Here is a 21681-nt window from a genome sequence, read left to right on the forward strand (position 1 = left end):
CCAGGTTCCACCTGCCCGGCAGAAGGCGAGGAAGCGCGCTTCCCTGGTCGCCGGACCAGGTGGGCGAGGCGCCCGGGACACAGCACACCGGGCACCCGTCGTGCGACGGGTGCCCGGTGCGGTGGGACGCGGTGGAACGGCGGGTCAGCGCTGGGCGAGCTCCGGCTCCGGCTCGTCGGAGGCCGTCCCCGGGGCGGGGACCTCGCCGCGCTTGGCCGCGCGCTTGCTCGCGCGCCGCTCCTTGCGCAGCTCCAGCATCGCGTAGAGCGTCGGGACCAGGAGCAGCGTCAGCAGCGTCGAGGTGATCAGACCGCCGATCACGACCACCGCGAGCGGCTGGGCGATGAAGCCCCCCTCGCCGGTGACGCCGAGCGCCATCGGCAGCAGCGCGAAGATCGTCGCCAGGGCCGTCATCAGGATGGGCCGCAGACGGTGCCGACCGCCCTCGATCACCGCTTCGACGACGCCGTGTCCCTGCTTGCGGTACTGGTTGATCAGGTCGATCAGCACGATCGCGTTGGTGACCACGATGCCGATCAGCATCAGCATGCCGATCATCGCCGGGACACCCATCGGGGTGCCCGTGGCGATCAGCAGGCCGATCGCGCCGGTCGCCGCGAACGGGATCGACACCAGCAGGATCAGCGGCTGGGCCAGCGACCGGAAGGTGCCGACCAGCAGCATGAACACGATCGCGATCGCCGCGAGCATGGCCAGGCCCAGGTTGACGAACGCCTCGTCCTGGTCGGCGGTGACGCCGCCGATCTCGGCCGTGGCGCCGGCCGGCAGGTCCAGCCCGTCGATCTTCGACTGGAGTGCCGTGCCCACCGCGCCGGTGTTGTCACCGGTCGGCTTGGCGGTGATGGTCGCCGCGCGCCGGCCGTCGATGCGGGTCATCGACACCGGGCCGTCGACCAGCTCCACGGTGGCGATGTCGCCCAGCTCGGCCACGCCGAGGTCCAGGGCCTTCAGCTCGGCCAGCGTCGCGGCCGGCCGGGCCGACCTGATGACGACGTCGCGCTCGGTGTCGCCGAGGACCGCCTTGGCGGCCGGGGTGCCGCGCACCGCCTGGGCGACGGCCGCGCCGAGCGTCTGGTCGGTGAACCCGGCCTCGGCGGCCTTCGCGTTGGCCCGGACCGAGATGCGCGGCACGCTCTGCGCGAGGTCGCTGGTGACGTCGGTGACGTCGTCGAGCCCGGCGACCGCCTTGCGGACCTCCTCCGCGGCCTCGCGGAGCGCCTGCGCGTCGGCCGCCTTCACGACCACGCTCAGGTCCTGGCTGCCGAAGCCGTCGCCGGCGGCGACCGTGGTGGTGCCGATGCCGTCGAGCTTCGCGAGCCCGTCCTCGATGCGGTCCTGGACGTCCTCGGCGTCCGCCGAGTCCTCCAGCATCAGCTGGTACGAGGCCTGGTTGGTGTCCGTGCCGCCGCCGAAGGCCGCCATGAAGCCGGACGAGCCGACGGTGACCTGGAAGTCCTTGACGCCCTCGGTCTCGCCGAGCAGCTTCTCGACCTTCTCGGCCTGGGCGTTCGTCGCCGCGAGGCTGGTGCCCGGCTTCAGTTCCTGCTTGACGCTGAGGACCTTCTGGTCGCCCGGGTCGAAGAAGTTCGTCTTCAGCAGCGGCGCCATGCCGAACGTGCCGATCAGCACGACGACGGCGATGGCCACGCTGGTCAGGCGGCGGCGGGTGGCGAAGCGCAGGACGGGGACGTAGAGGCGCTGGAGGCGGCTCTTCGCCTCCTTCTCCTCGGCCAGGCGCCGCGCCTCCTCGGCGTCCTCCGGGGTGCCCTTCGGGGGCCGCAGGAACCAGTACGACAGCACCGGGACGACCGTCAGCGACACCAGCAGGGACGCCAGCAGCGCGGCGGTGACGGTCAGGCTGAAGGAGCCGAACAGCTCGCCGACCATGCCGCCGACCAGTCCGATCGGCAGGAACACGGCGACCGTGGTGAGCGTGGAGGAGGTGACCGCGCCGGCGACCTCGCGGACGGCCCTGAGGATGGCCTCCTGGCGCTCCTCGCCGTAACCGAGGTGCCGCTTGATGTTCTCCAGGACCACGATCGAGTCGTCGACGACGCGGCCGATGGCGATGGTGAGCGCGCCCAGCGTCAGCATGTTCAGCGACAGGTCGCGGGTCCACAGCACGATCAGCGCCAGCACCACCGACAGCGGGATGGAGACCGCGGTGACCAGGGTGGAGCGGATCGACGCCAGGAAGACCAGGATGACGAGGACGGCGAAGAGCAGACCGAGGGCGCCCTCGGTGGTCAGGCCCTCGATGGCCTGGGACACCGCCGGGCCCTGGTCGCTGACGACGGTGAGCGTCGCGCCGGAGCCGAGCTGCTCGCGCAGGTCGGGCAGCTTGTCCTCGACGGCGTTCGAGATGGCGACCGCGCTGCCGTCGTGGTCCATGGTGACGGCGACCGCGAGACTCGGCTTGCCGTTGGTGCGGGTGAGCGAGTCGGCCCTGGCCTCCTCCTCCGCGACCGTGGCGACGTCGCCGAGGCGCACCGGCTTCTTCACGCCCTCGCCGGTGACCATCAGGTTCTGGATCTGCTCCAGCGAGGTGAAGCCGCCGCCCACCTGGACGGTGCGGTTGGCGCCGCCCTCGTCGAACGAGCCGGCCGGGACGGTCGCGCCGCCCGCCTGGAGGGACTGGGTGAGGGCCAGGGGGCTCACGCCGGCCTTCGCGAGCTTCGCCTGGTCGGGGGTGACGGTGACCTGGAGGTCCCGTACACCGTCGACCACGACCTGGGCGACCCCGTCGATGTCCTTCAGCTCCGAGACGACCGTCTTGTCGAGCTGGTCGGCCAGCGCCTGCTGGTCCTTGTCCGAGGTGACGGCGAGGACGACGGTGGGGATGTCGTCCGTCGAGCCGGAGATGACCTGCGGGTCGACGTCGTCCGGGAGCTGGGCGCGGGCCCGGTTGACGGCCTGCTGCACGTCGGCGACGAGCTGCTGGGTGCCGTTGCCGTAGTCGAAGGACGCCATGATCACGGCGTTGCCCTCGCTGGCGGTGGAGGTGATGCCCGAGACGCCGTCGACCGCTTCGAGGCTGTCCTCGATCGGTTCCACGACCTGCTTCTCGACCACGTCGGGCGAAGCGCCCTGGTACGGCGCCAGCACGGACACCATGGGCAGTTCGATGGTGGGCAGCAGCTGCTGCTTGAGCTGGGGGATCGCGATCGCCCCGAAGACGAGCGCGACGATCGACATGAGCCCTATGAGGGCCCGTTGCGCGAGGCTGAATCTCGACAGCCAGGACATGGATCAGGGTCTCTCTTCTGTGGCCGAGCGGAGGGAGGGCACAGGTGTGGGCGCCCACCCCAACACCTTGGGCCATGGGTGGCCCCGGTTCCGTAGACCCCAGGTCCATTTCCTTATCCGGCGCATACTCCCGCCGCAGTACGGCCGGGTGGACGTCACTCCACCCTTGGACGTACCAGCCCGGACTCGTACGCGATGACCACCAGCTGGGCCCGGTCGCGGGCGCCGAGCTTGGCCATCGCCCGGTTCACGTGCGTCTTGACCGTGAGCGGGCTGACCTCCAGCCGTTCGGCGATCTCGTCGTTGGAGTGCCCGCCGGCCACCTGCACCAGCACCTCGCGCTCCCGCCCGGTCAGCGATTCGAGCCTCCGGGCGCGGGCCGGGTCGCGGTCGGCGTCGTCGGCGGCGCCCGCCTGGGCGAGGAAGCGGGCGATGAGTCCCTTGGTGGCGGCCGGGGACAGCAGTGCCTCGCCGCCGGCCGCGACGCGGATCGCGCTCAGCAGTTCCTCCGGCTCCGAGCCCTTGCCGAGGAAGCCGGAGGCACCGGCGCGCAGCGACTGCACCACGTAGTCGTCGACCTCGAAGGTGGTCAGTATGACCACGCGGACGTGGGCGAGGGCGGGGTCGGCGCTGATCGTCCGGGTGGCGGCGAGCCCGTCCGTGCCGGGCATCCGGATGTCCATCAGCACCACGTCGGGCCGGTGCTCGGCGGCCAGCCGTGCCGCCTCCGCGCCGTCGGACGCCTCCCCCACCACCTCCATGTCGGGCTCGGAGTCGACGAGCACCCGGAAGGCACTGCGCAGCAGCGCCTGGTCGTCGGCGAGCAGGACACGGATCGTCATACGGCATCCTTCGCGGCGTCGTCACGGTTCCTGACGGGAAGGATCGCATGGACCCGGAAGCCGCCTCCGTAGCGGGGACCGGTGGTGAGGGTGCCGCGCACGGCGGTGACGCGCTCGCGCATGCCGAGCAGGCCGTGCCCGCCGCCGTCCGCGGGGGCGTCCGTCCCGCCGGCGCCGTCGTCGAGGACGGTGACCTCGATGTTCGGCCCCACCCGGACGATGCTGACCTCCGCCTTCGCCCGCGGTCCGGCGTGCTTCTGCACGTTGGTCAGCGCCTCCTGGATGATCCGGTAGGCGGCCAGGTCGACGGCGGCGGGCAGGGTGGCGCCCTGGTCGGCACGGGCCACCTCGATGTGCAGGCCGGCGTGGTGGAAGGTGGCGACGAGCTCGTCGAGCCGGTCCAGGCCGGGGGCCGGTTCGGTCGGGGCCCTGGGGTCGTCGGACTGGCGGAGCAGGCCGACGGTGGCGCGCAGTTCGCCCAGCGCGGACCGGCTGGCCTCCCGTACGTGGGCGAGGGCCTCCTTGGCCTGGTCGGGCCGCTTGTCCATGACGTGGGCGGCGACCCCGGCCTGGACGTTGACGAGGGCGATGTGGTGGGCGACGACGTCGTGCAGGTCGCGGGCGATGCGCAGCCGCTCCTCGGCGACGCGGCGGCGGGCCTCCTCCTCGCGGGTCCGCTCGGCCTTCTCGGCGCGTTCCCGGATGGCCCGGACGAAGGCCCGGCGGCTGCGGACGGCGTCCCCCGCGGTGGCGCCGATGCCGGTCCAGGCGAAGACGGCGAGGTTGTCCTGCGCGTACCAGGGCAGGGGGCCGGCCAGCATGGCGGCGCCGGTCAGCACGGTCGTGGTGAGCAGCCCGACCCGCCAGGTGGTCGAGCGGTCGGTGGTGGCCGCGACGGTGTAGAGGGCGACGACGGCGGACATGACGACGGGCGTGCGGGGGTCGCCGGTGACGCACTCGACGATCGAGAGGCAGCCGGTGAACGCGAGGACCGCGAGGGGGGCCCGGCGGCGCGGGACGAGCGCGGCGGCGCCGAGCACCATGAGGAGCAGGCTGAGCGGGTCGGGGGTGCGGACGCCCCAGGTGACGCCGTCGGGGCCGTGCGGGTCGGCGAAGGATCCGGCCACCATGCACACGAGGACGGCCGCCGCGAGGGCCGCGTCCAGGGCGGACGGATGGGCGCCGAGGCGGCAGCGGGCGCGGGCGAGGGTGCTCACGCGTGTCTACGGTAGCCGGGTGGTCGTCGGCGCGTGGGGCACCCGGCGTTCCGCGAAGGTGCCGTCAGGCGCCGTCCGGGATGAGGCCGTCGTCGCTGAGGAGTTCCCTGACCTCCTCCAGGGTGGCGTCCTGGGCGGGGAGGATCAGGTCCGACGGCTCCAGGGAGTCGTCCGGCAGCGGTTCGCCCAGTTCGCGGACCTTGGCCAGCAGGGCCTGGAGGGTCGCGCGGAAACCGGGGCCGTCACCGTTCTCCATCTCGGCGAGGAGTTCGTCGTCCAGCTTGTTCAGCTCGGCGAGACGGCCGTCGGGCAGCGCCAGCTGCCCCTCCCCCATGATCCTCACGATCATGTCGCCCTCCTGGGTGTGGGCTACTGCTTGTCGAAACGCGGGGTGTCCTGCGGCTGCTGCTGGGGCTGCGACTGGCCCTGACCGCCCTCGAGTGCCTGCCGGTCGGACGAGCTGCCGCCGGCCAGCTCGGCCTTCATGCGCTGCAGCTCCAGCTCTACATCCGTACCACCGGAGAGCCGGTCCAGCTCGGCCTGGATGTCGTCCTTGTGCATGCCGGACTGGTCGTCCAGGGCGCCGGAGGCGAGCAGCTCGTCGATGGCGCCGGCCCGCGCCTGGAGCTGGGCGGTCTTGTCCTCGGCCCGCTGGATCGCCAGGCCCACGTCGCCCATCTCCTCGGAGATGCCGGAGAACGCCTCCCCGATGCGGGTCTGCGCCTGGGCCGCCGTGTAGGTGGCCTTGATGGTCTCCTTCTTCGTGCGGAAGGCGTCCACCTTGGCCTGGAGGCGCTGGGCCGCCAGGGTGAGCTTCTCCTCCTCGCCCTGGAGGGTGGCGTGCTGCGTCTCCAGGTCGGTCACCTGCTGCTGGAGCGCGGCGCGGCGGGAGAGCGCCTCGCGGGCCAGGTCCTCGCGGCCCAGCGCGAGCGCCTTGCGGCCCTGGTCCTCCAGCTTGGACGACTGGCCCTGGAGCTGGTTGAGCTGGAGCTCCAGGCGCTTGCGGCTGGTCGCCACGTCGGCGACGCCGCGGCGCACCTTCTGCAGCAGCTCAAGCTGTTTCTGGTACGAGTAATCGAGGGTCTCGCGCGGGTCCTCGGCCCGGTCAAGGGCCTTGTTGGCCTTCGCGCGGAAGATCATCCCCATACGCTTCATGACACCGCTCATGGGCTTCGCGCGCCCCCTTCTGACCGACTCCAGCTCCAGCGACTGCAACAGAACCCACAGTACGGGCCCTGCATCCATTACCGCACTGTTCGGGGACGGATGCGCTCATCCCCAAGGACGACTGCGTACGCTCCCGGTCCGGCGTAAGGAGTAGGTGCTCCCCGGGGAGACGCCCCGGAACCCGGTGCCGGGGCCGTACGCAACGTCCCCCTCTGTCCCCTTACCGACGACTGGCGTTGCCGGATCGTTCCCCACCGGACTGGGGTCCACACTCCCCCACCCCGTACCCTTGGGTTTTGTGTTCCGTAGCCGTGCCAAGGAAGAGAAGGCCCCGAGCGCCGTCAGGACGCCGGTGACCGACTCCAAGCAGCCCCGCGACCCGCAGGCCCCGAAGGGCAGGCCCACGCCCAAGCGCAGTGAGGCCCAGTCCCAGCGCCGCAGCGTCGCCAATACGCAGATGACGCGCAAGGAGGCCGCCAAGCGCCAGCGCGAGGAGCGCCGCTCCGCGATGGAGCGGCAGCGCCAGGCGCTGGCCAGCGGCGACGAGCGGTACCTGCCGGCCCGTGACAAGGGCCCGGTCCGCAAGTTCGCGCGCGACTTCGTCGACTCGCGGTTCAACATCGCCGAGTACTTCCTGCCCATGGCCGTGGTCATCCTCGTGCTGAGCATGATCCGCGTGGCCTCGCTGCAGAACGTCGCGCTGCTGCTGTGGCTGGTCGTGATCGTGCTGATCGTGCTCGACTCCCTGGTCACCGGCTTCCGCCTGAAGAAGCGCCTCGCCGAGCGCTTCCCCGACGACCGCAAGCGCGGCGCGGTCGCCTACGCGCTGATGCGCTCGCTGCAGATGCGCCGGCTCCGGCTGCCCAAGCCGCAGGTCAAGCGCGGGGAGCGGCCCTGAGCACCACGCCGTTCACCGGGGGCGCGGCCGAGGCCTGGCTGGACAAGCTCGGCGGTCTGCGCGACGTCGTACGGCAGGAACTGGTGGCCCGGCAGCTCGACGAGCAGATAGTCGGCCGCTACCCGGTCGGCAAACGGCTGCGGGTGCTCGACGTCGGCATGGGGCAGGGCACCCAGGCGCTGCGGCTGGCACGGGCCGGGCACCAGGTGACCGGCCTGGAGCGGGACGCCACCATGATCGCCGCGGCCCGGGAGGCCCTGGCGGGCCAGCCCGAGGGCATCCGGGAGCGGATGCGGATCATCGAGGGCGACGGCCGGGACACCGGCGTGCACTTCCTGCCCGGCAGCTTCGACGTGGTGCTGTGCCACGGCGTGCTCATGTACGTCGAGGAGCCCGACCCGCTGCTGGCCGGGCTGGCCCGCATGCTCGCCCCGGGCGGCCTGCTGTCGCTGCTCGTGCGCAACGGTGACGCGCTCGCCATGCGCCCGGGCCTGTCCGGCGACTGGGACGGCGCGCTCGCCTCCTTCGACACCACCGCCTACCGCAACCGCCTGGGCCTGAACGTCCGCGCCGACCGGCTCGCGACGCTGACGGCCAGGCTCGCCGGCATCGGCGCCCCGCTGAACGCCTGGTACGGCGTCCGGGTCTTCACGGACACGGCGGCCGACGGTGCCGCGGTCCCGGACGACCTCGGGACGCTGCTGGCCGCCGAGGAACGGGCCGGCCGGACGGACCCGTACCGCGGGGTCGCGGCCCTGCTGCACCTGTGCGGGGTGCGGGGCTAGGGTCTGTCGTCTGGATCAGGCCGGCTGTGACGGACGGCGCGCCCCGCTCGGGCCGGCATGATCCAAACGACAGGCCCTGGGCACCCCGCGGCGCCCGTTCGGGTGCCGTACGGAAGCAGGACCTCCGGGCCGCCGTGAGACTCGGGGCATGGACGTCTCCCGCACCCGTGTGTCCCGGCCACGCGCCCTAGTCGCCGCGCCGGCGTGCGCCCTGCTGCTCGCCACCGGTTGCACCGCGGCCGGAGCGGGCGCCGGGCCGGAATCCGGTACCGGCGCCGGGCGGGAGGCCGCCACGACCCGGGCCGCCGCGCCGGCCGCGGCCAACGACCTCCAGGCCGAATACCAGCAGGTGATCAAGGACGTCCTGCCGTCGGTCGTGCAGATCCAGGCCGGGGACGCCCTCGGCTCGGGGGTCGTCTACGACGGCCGGGGCCACGTCGTCACCAACGCCCATGTCGTCGGGGACCGGACGGACTTCCGGGTGACGACCGCCCACAGCGAGGACCCGCTGTCCGCGCGGCTCGTCTCCACCTACCCCGAGCAGGACCTCGCGGTCGTCAAGCTGGACAAGGTGCCCGAGGGCGTGCGGGCGGCCGGGTTCGGGGACTCCTCGAAGGTCGAGGTCGGACAGATCGTGCTGGCGATGGGCTCGCCGCTGGGGCTGTCGTCCAGCGTGACGCAGGGCATCGTGTCGGCGACCGGACGGACCGTCACCGAGGGGCGCGAGGACGGCGGCACGGGGGCGACGCTCGCCAACATGGTGCAGACCTCGGCCGCCATCAACCCCGGCAACAGCGGTGGCGCCCTGGTGAACCTCGACGGGCAGGTCATCGGCATCCCGACGCTCGCCGCGACCGACCCGGCCCTCGGCGACAGCGCGGCACCCGGCATCGGGTTCGCGATCCCGGCCTCGACGGTGAAGACGATCGCCGGCCAGATCATCCGGAACGGCAAGGTCACCGACTCGGGGCGGGCGGCACTGGACATCACCGGCCGTACGGTCGTCGACGACGACTACCGTGCCGCCGGTGTGGCGATCGTCAGCGTCGGCGACGGCGGTGCCGCGGACCGGGCGGGCCTGCGGGCCGGGGACGTCATCACCGGGCTGGGCGACACGGACATCACCACGATCACCTCGCTCTCCGAGGCCCTGGCGTCGATGCGGCCGGGCGAGCGCACCGAGGTCACCTACACCCGCGGCGGCGACCGGCGCACCGCCGAGGTGACGCTGGGCGAGCAGTGACGCGGGAGGGGGCGGCCGGTCGTGGCCGCCCCCTCCCCCGGCGCCCGGGTCAGGCCTCCTCGGCGTGCAGGCTCATCGGCCCGTAGATCTCCGTGGAGTCCTCGAAGAGCCGCACCTGGTCCGTGCCGCCCTCCTGGAGGTCCTTCCAGTGCTCCCCGATCCAGGACTCGGCATCCCCTTGCGTGGTGAACTCCTCGGGCTGCACCGCGGGCTGGACCTCCGTCCCGCCGGCCGTCTCGAACCGCCACGTCCATGCCGCCATGTACGCCTCCAAGATGTGAGCACATGCAGAGCGGAAGCCGGATCTTGGTCCGGCTCCCGGTCGAAGCCTATGCGCTGAGCCGGCCGGGTCGTAGAAGGCCGGGGCACGGCCGGGCCCCTCGGGGGCCTCGGGCGCGCACGTCTCCGGGCGACCGGCGAAAATCGGGGCGTGGACGTGACTCTGCTCGGCACCGGTGCCCCCGCGGGACTCCCCCGCCCCGACTGTCCCTGCGCGGCGTGTGCCGCGGCGCAGGGCGACGACGCGCGCGCGGCGACCGCGCTGCTGGTGGACGGGGCGCTGCTCCTCGACCTGACCCCCGGTGCCGCGTTCGCCGCCGCGCGGGCCGGGCACTCCCTGGCCGGCGTACGGCAGGTGCTGCTGTCGCACCCGCACGACGGCCCCGCCGTGGAGGTGCCGGCCGGGCTGCCGCAGCCGGGGCGGGTGCCGGACGGGCGGGAGCTGGCGCTGCTGACGGGGCACCGGGTGCGGGCGGTGGCGCTGGACGCGCCGGGCACCGGGTACGCCGTGACCGGGCCGGACGGGCAACGGCTGCTGTACCTGCCGCCGGGCGGGGCGCCGGCCGGTCCGGCGGAGACCGCCGAGCCCTACGACCTGGTCCTCGCGGACGTCGTGGGACGCCCCGACGCGCTGGCGAAGCTGCGGGCGGTGGGCGCGGCGGGGCCGACGACGGACGTCGTCGCGGTCCACCTCGGTCACGACGTGCCGCCGGGCCGGGAGCTGGCGCGGCGGCTCGCGGCGGCGGGGGCGCGGGCGGTGCCGGACGGGACGACGCTGGTGACGGGCGTGTACGAGGAGGTGCCCGACGTGCCGCGGCGGACGCTGGTGCTGGGCGGGGCCCGGTCGGGGAAGTCGGTGGAGGCCGAGCGGCGGCTGGAGTCCTTCCCCGACGTGCTCTACGTGGCCACCGGCGGCTCCCGGGGCGGGGACACCGAGTGGGCGGTCCGGGTCCGCGCGCACCGCGAGCGGCGGCCGGGATCCTGGCACACCGTCGAGACCTGCGACCTGGTCCCGCTGCTGAAGGACGACGGGCCGCCGCTGCTGGTCGACTGCCTGTCGCTGTGGCTCACGGACGCGATGGACGCCGTCGGGGCGTGGGACGACGCCGAGTGGGCCGACGGCGGGGAACGGGCGCTCAGGGACCGGGTGCGGGAGCTGACGGAGGCCGTGCGCGCCACCCGGCGCACCGTGGTCGCCGTGTCGAACGAGGTCGGGTCGGGCATCGTGCCGGCCACCGCGTCGGGCCGCCGCTACCGCGACGAACTCGGGCGGCTGAACGCGGCGTTCGCCGGCGAGTGCGAGCAGGTGCTGCTGGTGGTGGCGGGCCAGGCGCTGGTGCTACGGGGCTGACGCCCCCTTGCGGGCGACGAGACGGGGGGCCCGCCCGGCGGTGAGGACCGTGCAGCCGTGGGCCTCCAGCTCGGTGCGCAGGCCCGCCGGGTGCGGGGTGCCCGGCGGCAGGGCGAACAGGCGGCGCGGATCGGCGACGTCGAGGAGCAGATGGCCGCCGGGGCGCAGCACGTGGAGGGCGGCGCGCAGTTCGGCGCGCGGGTCGGGGACGCGTTCCAGGTGCTGGAAGAGGCTGACGACGTCGTAGCGGGCGCGGAGCCGGGCGGCGATGTGCGGGTCCGTCAGCCGGCCGAGGTACGCCTCCTCGAGGCGGTCGGCCGCCCGGGCCCGCAGGACGCGGTGGGTGGGGTCCACGCCGTCGAAGGAGGTGTACGGGAAGTACTCCCGCGCCGCCCGCGGGAAGTCGGCGTCGCCGGTGCCCACGTCGAGCCAGCTCTCGGGCTCGGGGTGGTGGCGGAGCATCGCGCGGGCGGCCAGGACGTGCCGCAGGCGGACGCCGGCCCGGACGGCGAGGGGGGCGGTACGGGGCGCGAGCATGGGGTTGCGGAAGGTGTGCCGGCAGTCCCGGCACCGGTCGAGGACGGAGCGGGCCGGCGCGCCCCGCCGCGGGCCCTGGTGGCCGGGCCGGGAGCGCAGCCGCCGCGAGCCGCACCAGGGGCAGTCGGCGCGGTGCGGGCCGTAGAGGGGGACGGGAGGCACCGGGGGCACGGGAGACGGCACCGAGGGGGCGGGGGGCTCGGACATGGGCGGCTCCCGACAGGTGGAGGAGGACGTACGACAATCCAACGCAAAACGTTACGTAGGGGATGACGATCCGGAGGGCAACGACGCCGGTGGGGCGCGGTGCGGATGTGACCTCCGTGGCGTCCGGCCGGGGCCGGTACTGTTCGGCGAATGAGCTCGCTGAATCTCGACGACTTCACCGATCTGATCGAGCGCCCCGACGGCGGGGTGCGCCGCGACGCCGAGGCGCGCCGGGAGCGTCAGGTCGTGCCGCCCGGGTCGCTGGGCCGGCTGGACGACCTGGGTGAGTGGCTGGCCGCGGCACAGTCCGCCGTGCCGGTACGGCCCGTCGAACGGCCCCGGGTGGTGCTCTTCGCCGGTGACCACAAGGTCGCCGAGCTGGGCGTGTCGGCCCGTCCCGCGGGCGGCGCGGCCGACCTGGTGCGCGCGGTGCTGGAGGGCGGCCGGCCGGTGTCCGTGCTCGCCCGGCGGCTCGGGGTGCCGGTGCGGGTGGTCGACATGGCGCTGGACTGCGACCCGGAGACGCTGCCGGCCGAGGTCGTGAAGCACCGGGTGCGGCGCGGCGGCGGGCGCATCGACGTGGAGGACGCGCTGACCCTTGAGGAGGCGGAGGCCGCCTTCCGGGCCGGGACGGCGGTGGCCGACGAGGAGGCCGACTCCGGTACGGATCTGGTGGTGCTCGGCGACATCAGCGTGGGCGGTACGACGGCGGCGGGTGTCCTGGTCGCGGCGCTGTGCGGCACGGACGCGTCGGTCGTCACCGGCCGGGGCGGGCTGGCCGTCGACGACCTGGCGTGGATGCGCAAGTGCGCGGCGATCCGGGACGCGCTGCGGCGGGCGCGGCCGGTGCTCGGGGACCAGCTCCAGCTGCTGGCGACGGTGGGCGGCGCGGACCTCACCGCGATGACGGGCTTCCTGCTGCAGTGCGCGGTGCGGAAGGTCCCGGTGATCCTGGACGGCGTGGTGACCGCGGCGTGCGCGCTGGTGGGCCAGCGGGTGGCGTTCCGGGCGCCGGACTGGTGGCTGGCGGCCCACGACAGCGGGGAGCCGGGGCAGGCGAAGGCGCTGGACCGGATGGCGCTGGAGCCGCTGCTGGCGCAGGGCGTGAGGGTGGGTGAGGGCGCGGGGGGTCTGCTGGCGTTGCCGCTGGTGCAGGCCGCGGCGGCGCTGGCGGCGGAGTTGCCGGAGGTCGCCGACGGCGGCGAGTGAGCGGGCTCGCGCGGGCGTCCCGGATCAGCGGCGTCCCGGGTCCGGGCGGCCGCCGATCCAGTCCTGGAGGGCGCGGCGCGGCCCGGACCAGCGGCGGTCGTGGCGGTAGGCCCGCAGGCGGGACCTGGCCCGGGCGCGCGGGCGCCGGCCGTAGAAGCGGCGGGCCCAGAACGAACCGGGCCGGGCGAGGCGGACGGCGCCGATCAGAGCCAGCAGCGGGATGATCACGCCGAAGATCGCGAGGCGCGCCTTGCCCTTGGCCAGGGCGAGCAGGGAGAAGACGAAGTTGCCCCCGACGGTCGCGATGACGTTGGCGCGGTCCTGCAGCTCGTCCTCGGAGACGTTGTCGACGCCGAACGGCGTGAACCCGGCGAGGACCAGTCCGACCAGGGCCGCGGTGATCACGACGACCTCCACGCTCTTGCGTCCGGCCTCGGTCCAGTAGACGTCGTCGAGGTGCAGGATCAGCGCGAACTCGTCCAGGACGAGACCCGCGCCGATGCCGAAGACCACCGCCGCGAGGGCCGACCCGAACCCGTACCGGCCGCCGGCGACCGCGGCGAAGCCGCCGACGACGGTGAGGACGACCCCGGGCACCACGTGGTGGATGTGCACACCGCCCGCCTGGACGTTCCCGAACGGGCCCTTGCCCGCCCGGATCAGGCGCGTCACGGCCCGGGTGATCACGAACGTCAGCACGAAGGCCGTGAGGGCGAGGAGCAGCGGCAGCTTTCCCGGTTCGACGATGTTCCGCTGCCACCAATCTCCCATATGGGAACTTTATCCCCGAGCCCCGGAAGTGCCCCGGTGACCGCCGGGTAGTCTGCGCCGGTGCTCAGGACCCCCTCCACCGACGGCCTCCGGTTCGCCTTCGGCACCCTCACCGTGCTCCCGGTCCGGCTGACCCGCTGGGACCGCGGCGCGGCGCGCGGCGGCATGCTGTGCGCCCCGCTGGCCGGCCTGGTCGTCGGCGTCGCCGCCGCCGCCGTCGGGCTCGTGCTGCTGTTCCTCGGCGCCGGCAGCCTGCTCGCCGCGGTCGCCACCGCCGCCGTGCCCGCCGTACTCACCCGGGGGCTGCACCTGGACGGGCTGGCCGACACCGCGGACGGACTGGGCAGCGGGAAGCCGGCCGAGGACGCGTTGCGGATCATGAAGCAGTCCGACATCGGGCCCTTCGGCGTGATCACCCTCGTCCTCGTGCTGCTGGCCCAGGTGGCCGCGCTGACGCAGGCGTACGACGCCTCGTGGGCGCGGGGCGCCCTCGCCGCGGTGGTCTCGGCGGCCGCCGCCCGGGTGGCGCTCACCCTGGCCGCCCGGGCCGGGGTCCCGGCGGCGCGCCCGGAAGGGCTGGGCGCCGCGGTCGCCGGGGTGGTCCCGGCACGCCGGGCCGTGGGCGCGGTCGTCGCCGTCGCGGCGGCCGGGGCCGCGGCGGGCGCGTTCCTCGGGCCGTACGACGCGGCCCGGACGGCACTCGCCGTGCTGTGCGCCGTCGCCGTCGCCGAACTGCTGCTGCGGCACTGCGTCCGGCGCTTCGGCGGGGTCACGGGTGACGTCTTCGGCGGGGTCGCGGAGACGGCGGCCACGACCGCGCTGGTCGTCCTGGTGCTGGGCTGACGCTCAGCAGGCCTCGCGCCACACGCCGAGTTCGTACTTCTTCAGCATCGAACTCAGCCGCAGCTCACGGGACTCGGCGCAGAACCGGTCGGTCGGGAGCTCGTACTCGACGTGGAAGACCGCCTTGTCCGCGTCGATGAACGGCTTGTTGTCGGCGCACTCGCCGTACTGGGCGCACTGCTCGTTGACGGCGAAGTCGAAGTCGTCCACCAGGTCCGGGATCTGGTCGAGGTCGTTCTTCAGGCCGACGGCCATGCCCCGTTCGTGGGCGAGCCGCGCGATCAGCCGGTTGTAGCGGAGCTGGTCGCCGGCGGTGAGCGGGAAGCCGGTCTCGTTCCGGTAGCCGTCCATGTTGTCCGGCTCGACCGCGTCGAAGCCCTTCTCCCGGCACATGTCGAGACGTTCGGCCATCAGCGGCTCCAGGACGTCCGTCGCCCGGATGTCCAGCCAGCGTTCGCCCTCCCAGCCGTTGCCCTCGCCCAGCACCGACTCGGGGAAGCCGGCCGCGTCGGGGCGGAAGTCCTCCCAGGCGCCGGTCGAGACGTAGCAGATGACCTTGCGGCCGTCGTCGTGCAGGGAGGCCACGGTGGACGCGCCGTGGTCGAAGCCGTCGATGTCGTAGACCGGCACGTCGACGGTGGTGTCGAGTCTGCCGCTGAGCTGCCACTGCCAGGCGGTGCCGGGCCGCGGCCGCCAGGGTCCGGCGTCGCCCCGCTCGTCGTCGGGGGACGCCGAGGAGCAGCCGGCGAGCAGCAGGAGCAGGACCGTCAGCAGGGCCGGGCGTCTCATGGGGCGCGCTCCGGAGGGTGGGGTCGGCATACCCCCGATGATCTCCTACGCCCCCGGCGGCACCGGAAACGCGGGGGCGCGGCGGCGAGCGGGAGGCGGCGCGAGCGTAGGCTCGTGCCGGGTGTTCGCCTGCCCGGGTGGATACCACACCGCAGGAGGGATCTAGGGTCGGTTGTCGGGCCCGGTCGACCCACCCGCATTCGGCCATTCAGGACTTCATACGGAAGCGAGATTTCACCACCGTGACTGCTCTCACTCTCTCCACCGCAGCGGTGCCCGGCCTGCGGGCCGACGCCATCGTGATCGGTGTCGCCAAGGGCGCACGCGGCCCCGTCGTCGCACCGGGCGCCGAGGCCGTGGACAAGGCGTACGACGGCAGGCTCGCCGACGTGCTGGAGACCCTCGGTGCCTCCGGCGCGGAGGGCGAGGTGACGAAGCTGCCCGCGCCGTCCGGCTTCAAGACCCCCGTCGTGGTGGCGGTGGGCCTGGGCGCCGAGCCCGAGAAGGACGCCGGCTTCGACGCCGAGGCGCTGCGCCGGGCCGCCGGTGTCGCGGCCCGCGCGCTCGCCGGTGCCAGGAAGGCCGTCTTCGCGCTGCCGCTGACCGAGGCCGCCGACGCCGGCGCCGTCGGTGAGGGCGTGCTGCTCGGCGCGTACTCCTTCGACGCCTACAAGGCCAACGGCAAGGACGCCAAGGCGAAGAACGGCAAGGCGCCGCTCGCCGAGGCCGCGCTGCTCGGCGGCAAGCCCCGCGACAAGGCCTACAAGGCCGCGATCGAGCGTGCCGCCTCCGTCGCCGAGGAGCTGAACCGCGCCCGCGACCTGGTCAACACGCCGCCGAACGACCTGAACCCCGAGGCGTTCGCCGCCATCGCGCAGGCCGCCGCCAAGGAGCACGGCATCAAGGTGCAGGTGCTCGACGAGAAGGCGCTGACCAAGGGCGGCTACGGCGGCATCCTCGGTGTCGGCGCCGGTTCGGCGTCGGGTCCGCGGCTGGTGAAGCTGTCGTACACCTCGTCGAAGGCGACGAAGTCCCTGGCCTTCGTCGGCAAGGGCATCACCTACGACTCGGGCGGCATCTCGCTGAAGCCGGCCGGGCACAACGAGACGATGAAGTGCGACATGGCCGGTGCGGCCGCCGTGTTCGCCGCGGTCGTCGCCGCCGCGCGCCTCGGCCTCGAGGTCAACGTCACCGGCTGGCTGGCGCTGGCCGAGAACATGCCGTCCGGCTCCGCCACCCGCCCGGGTGACGTGCTGCGCATGTACAGCGGCAAGACGGTGGAGGTCCTCAACACCGACGCCGAGGGCCGTCTCGTCCTGGCCGACGCCCTGTGGGCGGCCTCGCAGGAGAAGCCCGACGCGATCATCGACGTGGCGACGCTGACCGGCGCGATGATGCTGGCGCTGGGCAGCCGCACGTACGGGATCATGGCGAACGACGACGCGTTCCGTGCCGCGGTGCACGAGGCGGCGGAGGAGGTCGGCGAGCCGGCGTGGCCGATGCCGCTGCCGGAGCACCTGCGCAAGGGCATGGACTCCGCGACCGCCGACATCGCCAACATGGGTGAGCGGATGGGCGGCGGGCTGGTGGCCGGCCTGTTCCTGCGCGAGTTCGTCGGCGAGGGCATCACCTGGGCGCACCTGGACATCGCGGGCCCGGCCTTCAACGAGAGCGCGCCGTTCGGCTACACGCCGAAGGGCGGCACGGGCACGGCGGTGCGGACGCTGGTTCGGGTCGCCGAGCTGACGGCCGCGGGCGACCTGGGCTAGGGGCGCCTGCCGGCTCGGGGGTGCGGGTGATTTCGCCGGCCGCGGGTCCGTGGTGGCTCGTCGCGGCCACGCGGCGGAGCCGCGGATCGAAACGGCCCGCGCCCCCGAGGGCATCATCGCCTCCTGCGCCACGAGGGAACGTGGGGTGTCTCACACCCCGGCCCGGCGTCTCGTAAGGGGCCGACAAGTGCGAAGATGGGGCTCGGCAGGACAGGGCCCCAACCAAGGGCCGAAGAACGAGCGGCCGGACACCAGCCGCCAGCCGGTCACCGTTGACCGGTGGCGCACATGCATGGAGGACGTGACGTGGCGAACGACGCCAGCACCGTTTTCGACCTAGTGATCCTCGGCGGTGGCAGCGGTGGTTACGCCGCGGCCCTGCGCGGGGCGCAGCTGGGTCTGGACGTCGCCCTGATCGAGAAGGACAAGGTCGGCGGCACCTGCCTGCACAAGGGTTGCATCCCCACCAAGGCCCTGCTGCACGCGGGCGAGATCGCCGACCAGGCCCGCGAGAGCGAGCAGTTCGGTGTGAAGGCCACCTTCGAGGGCATCGACGTACCGGCCGTCCAGAAGTACAAGGACGACGTGATCTCGGGCCTGTACAAGGGCCTGCAGGGTCTGATCGCCTCGCGCAAGGTGACCTACATCGAGGGTGAGGGCCGGCTGTCCTCCCCGACCTCGGTGGACGTCAACGGCCGGCGCGTCGAGGGCCGCCACGTCCTGCTCGCGACCGGCTCCGTGCCGAAGTCGCTGCCGGGCCTGGACATCGACGGCAACCGGATCATCTCCTCCGACCACGCCCTCGTCCTGGACCGCGTGCCGAAGTCCGCGATCATCCTGGGCGGCGGCGTCATCGGCGTCGAGTTCGCCTCCGCGTGGAAGTCCTTCGGCACCGACGTCACGATCATCGAGGGCCTCAAGCACCTCGTGCCGGTCGAGGACGAGAACAGCTCCAAGCTGCTGGAGCGCGCCTTCCGCAAGCGGGGCATCAAGTTCAACCTGGGCACCTTCTTCGACAAGGCCGAGTACACCCAGGACGGTGTCAAGGTCACCCTCGCCGACGGCAAGGAGTTCGAGGCCGAGGTCCTGCTCGTCGCCATCGGCCGCGGCCCGGTCTCGCAGGGCCTGGGCTACGAGGAGGCCGGGGTCGCCATGGACCGCGGCTACGTCCTGGTCGACGAGTACATGCGGACCAACGTCCCGACCATCTCCGCCGTCGGCGACCTGGTCCCGACGCTCCAGCTCGCGCACGTCGGCTTCGCCGAGGGCATCCTCGTGGCGGAGCGGCTGGCCGGTCTGAAGACCGTCCCGGTCGACTACGACGGCGTGCCGCGGGTGACGTACTGCCACCCCGAGGTCGCCTCCGTCGGCATCACCGAGGCCAAGGCCAAGGAGATCTACGGCGCGGACAAGGTCGTCGCCCTGAAGTACAACCTGGCCGGCAACGGCAAGAGCAAGATCCTGAAGACCACGGGCGAGATCAAGCTCGTCCAGGTCAAGGACGGTGCCGTGGTCGGCGTCCACATGGTCGGCGACCGCATGGGCGAGCAGGTCGGCGAGGCCCAGCTGATCTACAACTGGGAGGCGCTGCCCGCCGAGGTGGCCCAGCTCATCCACGCCCACCCGACGCAGAACGAGGCGCTCGGCGAGGCCCACCTGGCGCTGGCCGGCAAGCCGCTGCACTCCCACGACTGACCTTCCCTCGGTCACAGGGCGCGACGACACAGACTTCCGCAATTCGTAAGGAGCAACCGAAACCATGGCGGTTTCCGTAACCCTTCCGGCGCTCGGCGAGAGCGTCACCGAGGGCACCGTCACCCGTTGGCTGAAGGCCGAGGGTGAGCGCGTCGAGGCCGACGAGCCGCTGCTCGAGGTGTCGACCGACAAGGTCGACACCGAGATCCCGGCCCCCGCCTCCGGCGTGCTGTCCTCCATCAAGGTCGCCGAGGACGAGACGGTCGAGGTCGGCGCCGAGCTGGCCCTGATCGACGACGGCTCCGGCGCCCCGGCCGCCGAGGCCGCCCCGCAGGCCGAGCAGGTCGCCGAGCCGGCGCCCGAGCCCGCCGCGGCCGCCCCGTCGACCGAGCAGGCCGCCCCGGCCCCCGCTCCCACCGCCGAGGCCGCCGCCGGCGGCTCCGCCGAGGGCACCGACGTGGTCCTGCCGGCGCTCGGCGAGAGCGTCACCGAGGGCACCGTCACCCGCTGGCTGAAGTCGGTCGGCGACAGCGTCGAGGCCGACGAGCCGCTGCTCGAGGTGTCCACCGACAAGGTCGACACCGAGATCCCGGCCCCCGCCTCCGGCACCCTGCTGGAGATCGTGGTCGGCGAGGACGAGACCGCCGAGGTCGGCGCCAAGCTGGCCGTCATCGGTGAGGCGGGTGCCGCTCCGGCCGCCGCCCCGTCCGAGCCCGCCGCCCCCGCGCAGCCCGAGCCCACCCCGGCTCCGCAGCAGGCCGCCCCGGCTCCGGCCGCGCCCGCCCCGGCCGCGCCCGCCCCGGCCGCTCCGGCTCCGGCCGCCCCGGCTCCGGCCGCCCCGGCTCCGGCCGCCCCGGCCGCCGCCCAGCCGGTGGACGACGGCGCCTACGTCACCCCGCTGGTGCGCAAGCTCGCCGCCGAGAACGGCGTCGACCTGTCCACCGTCAAGGGCACCGGCGTCGGCGGCCGCATCCGCAAGCAGGACGTCACCGCCGCCGCCGAGGCCGCGAAGGCCGCCGCTCCGGCTCCGGCCGCCGCTGCCGCTGGGACCGCCGCGAAGAAGGCCCCCGCCCTGGAGGCCTCCCCGCTGCGTGGCCAGACCGTCAAGATGCCGCGCATCCGCAAGGTCATCGGCGACAACATGGTCAAGGCGCTGCGCGAGCAGGCCCAGCTGTCGTCGGTCGTCGAGGTCGACGTCACCCGCCTGATGAAGCTGCGCGCCCGGGCCAAGGACGCGTTCGCGGCCCGTGAGGGCGTCAAGCTCTCCCCGATGCCGTTCTTCGTCAAGGCCGCGGCGCAGGCGCTGAAGGCCCACCCGGCCATCAACGCCAAGATCAACGAGGCCGAGGGGACCATCACCTACTTCGACACCGAGCACATCGGTATCGCGGTGGACTCCGAGAAGGGCCTGATGACCCCGGTCATCAAGAACGCCGGTGACCTCAACATCGCCGGTATCGCCAAGGCCACGGCCGAGCTGGCCGGCAAGGTCCGCGCCAACAAGATCACTCCGGACGAGCTGTCCGGCGGGACCTTCACCATCAGCAACACCGGTTCGCGCGGCGCGCTGTTCGACACGATCATCGTGCCGCCGGGCCAGGTCGCCATCCTCGGCCTCGGTGCGACGGTCAAGCGTCCGGCCGTCATCGAGACGGAGGAGGGCACGGTCATCGGCGTCCGCGACATGACGTACCTGACCCTGTCCTACGACCACCGCCTGGTGGACGGCGCCGACGCCGCCCGCTACCTGACGGCGGTCAAGGCGATCCTGGAGGCGGGCGAGTTCGAGGTCGAGCTCGGCCTGTAATTCCCCTGCCCATGGGCCTGTACGGTGCCCCCGCCCGGAGCTTTCCGGGCGGGGGCACCGTCGCGTTCCGGCGGCGGCACACCGTGTAAGTCTCGTCTCACCTGCGTGGAAGCGCCCCCGTGCGCCCTTCCCGCGCGCCGCGACGGCCGTATTGTCTAAAGGCCGAACGCCCCAGGGGTCCCGCCCGCCGCCCCTCCTGAAGGAGCTCTCATGACCGCGCCCGTCGTCCACTCGCTGCGCGAACAGATCCGCGAGCACATCCTGGAAGGGATCATCAGCGGGCGCTGGCAGCCGGGCGAGCGGATCGTGGAGCGGCGGATCGCCACCGAGCTGGAGGTGAGCCAGACCCCGGTGCGGGAGGCGCTGCGCGAGCTGGAGTCGCTGCGGCTGATCGAGTCGGCGCCGAACAAGGGCGTACGCGTCCGCAATCTCACCGCCGCCGACCTGGAGGAGAGCTACCCGGTCCGGGCGGGCCTGGAGGCCATCGCGGCGGAGCTGGCGGCGGACCGGCTCGCCGAGGACTGCTCCGTCCTGGAACCCCATGTGGCCGCGCTCCACGAGGCCGACCGGGTGGCCGACGGGACGGCCCAGGTGCGGCACACGGTGGGCTTCCACCGGGAGCTGGTGCGGGCGGCCGGCAACTCGGTGCTGCTGCACACGTGGGAGGGCCTGGGCATCGAGGTGTTCACGGCCCTGTCGATACGGTGGCTGGGGACCGTGCAGCAGTCGTACGCGGAGGAGCACGAGGAGCTGGTCGCGGCGTTCCGGCGCCACGACCCCCGCATCCCGGAGATCGTCAAGGCCCACGTCCTGGGCTGCGCCCCCCGCGCCTAGTTTTCTCGCCCCCGCCGCCCCTTCCCATTCCCGACCCCTGGGGGCTGCGCCCCCAGACCCCCTGATCGCGCAGTTCCCCGCGCCCCCGAAAGGGGCGCGGGGAACTGCGCGATCGGCCGCGACGCGCCGACAGCCGCCGGACCGGTCTCTTATACACAACTGTAGCTGCCC

The 21681-nt window shown here is 73.4% G+C and carries 19 protein-coding genes; 10 read left to right on the forward strand and 9 right to left on the reverse strand.

Features of this window, described 5'->3' with window-relative positions; genetic code table 11:
• Window positions 1–144 precede the first annotated feature (144 nt).
• The 5 genes from ACFWJB_RS32810 to ACFWJB_RS32830 all read right to left on the reverse strand — a co-directional run bounded on the left by ACFWJB_RS32810 (window position 145) and on the right by ACFWJB_RS32830 (window position 6481).
• Window positions 145–3267, reverse strand: coding sequence for an efflux RND transporter permease subunit (locus ACFWJB_RS32810; RefSeq protein ID WP_385466054.1), 3123 nt, complete (start codon window positions 3265–3267; stop codon window positions 145–147).
• A 155-nt stretch (window positions 3268–3422) separates the two neighbouring features.
• The gene (locus ACFWJB_RS32815; RefSeq protein ID WP_385466051.1) at window positions 3423–4109 is read right to left on the reverse strand and encodes a response regulator; all 687 of its coding nucleotides are present in this window, start codon (window positions 4107–4109) and stop codon (window positions 3423–3425) included.
• Entirely contained in the window at window positions 4106–5326 is a 1221-nt protein-coding gene (locus ACFWJB_RS32820; protein ID WP_385466048.1) for a sensor histidine kinase, read from the reverse strand. The genes ACFWJB_RS32815 and ACFWJB_RS32820 overlap by 4 nt, the downstream gene beginning before the upstream one ends.
• A gap of 64 nt (window positions 5327–5390) precedes the next feature.
• Window positions 5391–5675, reverse strand: a complete 285-nt coding sequence (locus ACFWJB_RS32825; RefSeq protein ID WP_385466045.1) for a hypothetical protein — start codon at window positions 5673–5675, stop codon at window positions 5391–5393.
• A 20-nt stretch (window positions 5676–5695) separates the two neighbouring features.
• Window positions 5696–6481 (reverse strand): PspA/IM30 family protein, encoded by a 786-nt coding sequence (locus tag ACFWJB_RS32830; RefSeq protein ID WP_385466042.1) that lies wholly within the window; start codon window positions 6479–6481, stop codon window positions 5696–5698.
• 271 nt (window positions 6482–6752) lie between these two features.
• Between ACFWJB_RS32830 and ACFWJB_RS32835 the strand changes: the two genes are divergently transcribed.
• The 3 genes from ACFWJB_RS32835 (at window position 6753) to ACFWJB_RS32845 (ending at window position 9419) form a co-directional block, all read left to right on the forward strand.
• Window positions 6753–7391: a DUF3043 domain-containing protein gene (locus ACFWJB_RS32835; RefSeq protein ID WP_386926804.1), complete on the forward strand. Its 639-nt coding sequence runs from the start codon at window positions 6753–6755 to the stop codon at window positions 7389–7391.
• Window positions 7392–7474: 83 nt separating this feature from the next.
• Window positions 7475–8176, forward strand: a complete 702-nt coding sequence (locus ACFWJB_RS32840; RefSeq protein ID WP_385466036.1) for a class I SAM-dependent methyltransferase — start codon at window positions 7475–7477, stop codon at window positions 8174–8176.
• 148 nt (window positions 8177–8324) lie between these two features.
• Window positions 8325–9419 carry a S1C family serine protease gene (locus ACFWJB_RS32845; RefSeq protein WP_386926788.1) on the forward strand — a complete coding sequence of 365 codons (1095 nt, stop codon included), beginning with the start codon at window positions 8325–8327 and terminating at the stop codon, window positions 9417–9419.
• A gap of 49 nt (window positions 9420–9468) precedes the next feature.
• On the opposite strand, the gene ACFWJB_RS32850 is transcribed toward ACFWJB_RS32845, so the two are convergent.
• A complete protein-coding gene (locus ACFWJB_RS32850) occupies window positions 9469–9681 on the reverse strand; it encodes a hypothetical protein (RefSeq protein ID WP_189228162.1) in 213 nt (70 codons plus the stop codon).
• A gap of 168 nt (window positions 9682–9849) precedes the next feature.
• Between ACFWJB_RS32850 and ACFWJB_RS32855 the strand changes: the two genes are divergently transcribed.
• Window positions 9850–11049, forward strand: coding sequence for a bifunctional adenosylcobinamide kinase/adenosylcobinamide-phosphate guanylyltransferase (locus ACFWJB_RS32855; RefSeq protein WP_386926790.1), 1200 nt, complete (start codon window positions 9850–9852; stop codon window positions 11047–11049).
• Here ACFWJB_RS32855 and ACFWJB_RS32860 read toward each other — a convergent pair.
• Window positions 11038–11793, reverse strand: a complete 756-nt coding sequence (locus tag ACFWJB_RS32860) for a class I SAM-dependent methyltransferase (RefSeq protein ID WP_386926792.1) — start codon at window positions 11791–11793, stop codon at window positions 11038–11040. The two genes, ACFWJB_RS32855 and ACFWJB_RS32860, sit on opposite strands and share 12 nt — an antisense overlap.
• A 150-nt stretch (window positions 11794–11943) precedes the next feature.
• On the opposite strand from ACFWJB_RS32860, the gene cobT reads away from it, so the two are divergent.
• Complete coding sequence (gene cobT, locus ACFWJB_RS32865; RefSeq protein ID WP_386926794.1) at window positions 11944–13002, forward strand: nicotinate-nucleotide--dimethylbenzimidazole phosphoribosyltransferase; 1059 nt, start codon at window positions 11944–11946, stop codon at window positions 13000–13002.
• Window positions 13003–13026: 24 nt separating this feature from the next.
• Here cobT and ACFWJB_RS32870 read toward each other — a convergent pair whose 3' ends face one another.
• A complete protein-coding gene (locus ACFWJB_RS32870; protein WP_385466022.1) occupies window positions 13027–13773 on the reverse strand; it encodes a hypothetical protein in 747 nt (248 codons plus the stop codon).
• A 60-nt stretch (window positions 13774–13833) separates the two neighbouring features.
• Between ACFWJB_RS32870 and ACFWJB_RS32875 the strand changes: the two genes are divergently transcribed.
• Window positions 13834–14616: an adenosylcobinamide-GDP ribazoletransferase gene (locus ACFWJB_RS32875; RefSeq protein WP_386926797.1), complete on the forward strand. Its 783-nt coding sequence runs from the start codon at window positions 13834–13836 to the stop codon at window positions 14614–14616.
• 3 nt (window positions 14617–14619) lie between these two features.
• Here ACFWJB_RS32875 and ACFWJB_RS32880 read toward each other — a convergent pair whose 3' ends face one another.
• Window positions 14620–15405 carry an endo alpha-1,4 polygalactosaminidase gene (locus ACFWJB_RS32880; protein ID WP_386926799.1) on the reverse strand — a complete coding sequence of 262 codons (786 nt, stop codon included), beginning with the start codon at window positions 15403–15405 and terminating at the stop codon, window positions 14620–14622.
• Window positions 15406–15647: 242 nt separating this feature from the next.
• On the opposite strand from ACFWJB_RS32880, the gene ACFWJB_RS32885 reads away from it, so the two are divergent.
• The 4 genes from ACFWJB_RS32885 to ACFWJB_RS32900 all read left to right on the forward strand — a co-directional run bounded on the left by ACFWJB_RS32885 (window position 15648) and on the right by ACFWJB_RS32900 (window position 21510).
• Window positions 15648–17174 carry a leucyl aminopeptidase gene (locus tag ACFWJB_RS32885; protein WP_385466013.1) on the forward strand — a complete coding sequence of 509 codons (1527 nt, stop codon included), beginning with the start codon at window positions 15648–15650 and terminating at the stop codon, window positions 17172–17174.
• A gap of 306 nt (window positions 17175–17480) precedes the next feature.
• Entirely contained in the window at window positions 17481–18869 is a 1389-nt protein-coding gene (gene lpdA / locus ACFWJB_RS32890) for a dihydrolipoyl dehydrogenase (RefSeq protein WP_385466010.1), read from the forward strand.
• Between the two features lie 64 nt (window positions 18870–18933).
• Window positions 18934–20676 carry a 2-oxoglutarate dehydrogenase, E2 component, dihydrolipoamide succinyltransferase gene (gene sucB, locus ACFWJB_RS32895; protein WP_386926802.1) on the forward strand — a complete coding sequence of 581 codons (1743 nt, stop codon included), beginning with the start codon at window positions 18934–18936 and terminating at the stop codon, window positions 20674–20676.
• Between the two features lie 210 nt (window positions 20677–20886).
• Window positions 20887–21510: a GntR family transcriptional regulator gene (locus tag ACFWJB_RS32900; protein ID WP_385466004.1), complete on the forward strand. Its 624-nt coding sequence runs from the start codon at window positions 20887–20889 to the stop codon at window positions 21508–21510.
• The last annotated feature ends 171 nt before the right edge of the window (window positions 21511–21681 follow it).

Origin of the sequence: Streptomyces sp. NPDC127100, from assembly GCF_042724095.1 — a bacterium.
GTDB lineage: Bacteria > Actinomycetota > Actinomycetes > Streptomycetales > Streptomycetaceae > Streptomyces.

What these genes read in the sequence shown, in the direction of transcription:
- ACFWJB_RS32815 (WP_385466051.1), bottom strand. Translation starts at nt 4,109, where the DNA reads ATGACGATCCGTGTCCTGCTCGCCGACGACCAGGCGCTGCTGCGCAGT.
- cobT (WP_386926794.1), top strand. Translation starts at nt 11,944, where the DNA reads ATGAGCTCGCTGAATCTCGACGACTTCACCGATCTGATCGAGCGCCCC.
- ACFWJB_RS32900 (WP_385466004.1), top strand. Translation starts at nt 20,887, where the DNA reads ATGACCGCGCCCGTCGTCCACTCGCTGCGCGAACAGATCCGCGAGCAC.
- ACFWJB_RS32830 (WP_385466042.1), bottom strand. Translation starts at nt 6,481, where the DNA reads ATGAAGCGTATGGGGATGATCTTCCGCGCGAAGGCCAACAAGGCCCTT.
- ACFWJB_RS32850 (WP_189228162.1), bottom strand. Translation starts at nt 9,681, where the DNA reads ATGGCGGCATGGACGTGGCGGTTCGAGACGGCCGGCGGGACGGAGGTC.
- sucB (WP_386926802.1), top strand. Translation starts at nt 18,934, where the DNA reads ATGGCGGTTTCCGTAACCCTTCCGGCGCTCGGCGAGAGCGTCACCGAG.
- ACFWJB_RS32845 (WP_386926788.1), top strand. Translation starts at nt 8,325, where the DNA reads ATGGACGTCTCCCGCACCCGTGTGTCCCGGCCACGCGCCCTAGTCGCC.
- ACFWJB_RS32880 (WP_386926799.1), bottom strand. Translation starts at nt 15,405, where the DNA reads ATGAGACGCCCGGCCCTGCTGACGGTCCTGCTCCTGCTGCTCGCCGGC.
- ACFWJB_RS32870 (WP_385466022.1), bottom strand. Translation starts at nt 13,773, where the DNA reads ATGGGAGATTGGTGGCAGCGGAACATCGTCGAACCGGGAAAGCTGCCG.
- ACFWJB_RS32825 (WP_385466045.1), bottom strand. Translation starts at nt 5,675, where the DNA reads ATGATCGTGAGGATCATGGGGGAGGGGCAGCTGGCGCTGCCCGACGGC.
- ACFWJB_RS32810 (WP_385466054.1), bottom strand. Translation starts at nt 3,267, where the DNA reads ATGTCCTGGCTGTCGAGATTCAGCCTCGCGCAACGGGCCCTCATAGGG.
- ACFWJB_RS32860 (WP_386926792.1), bottom strand. Translation starts at nt 11,793, where the DNA reads ATGTCCGAGCCCCCCGCCCCCTCGGTGCCGTCTCCCGTGCCCCCGGTG.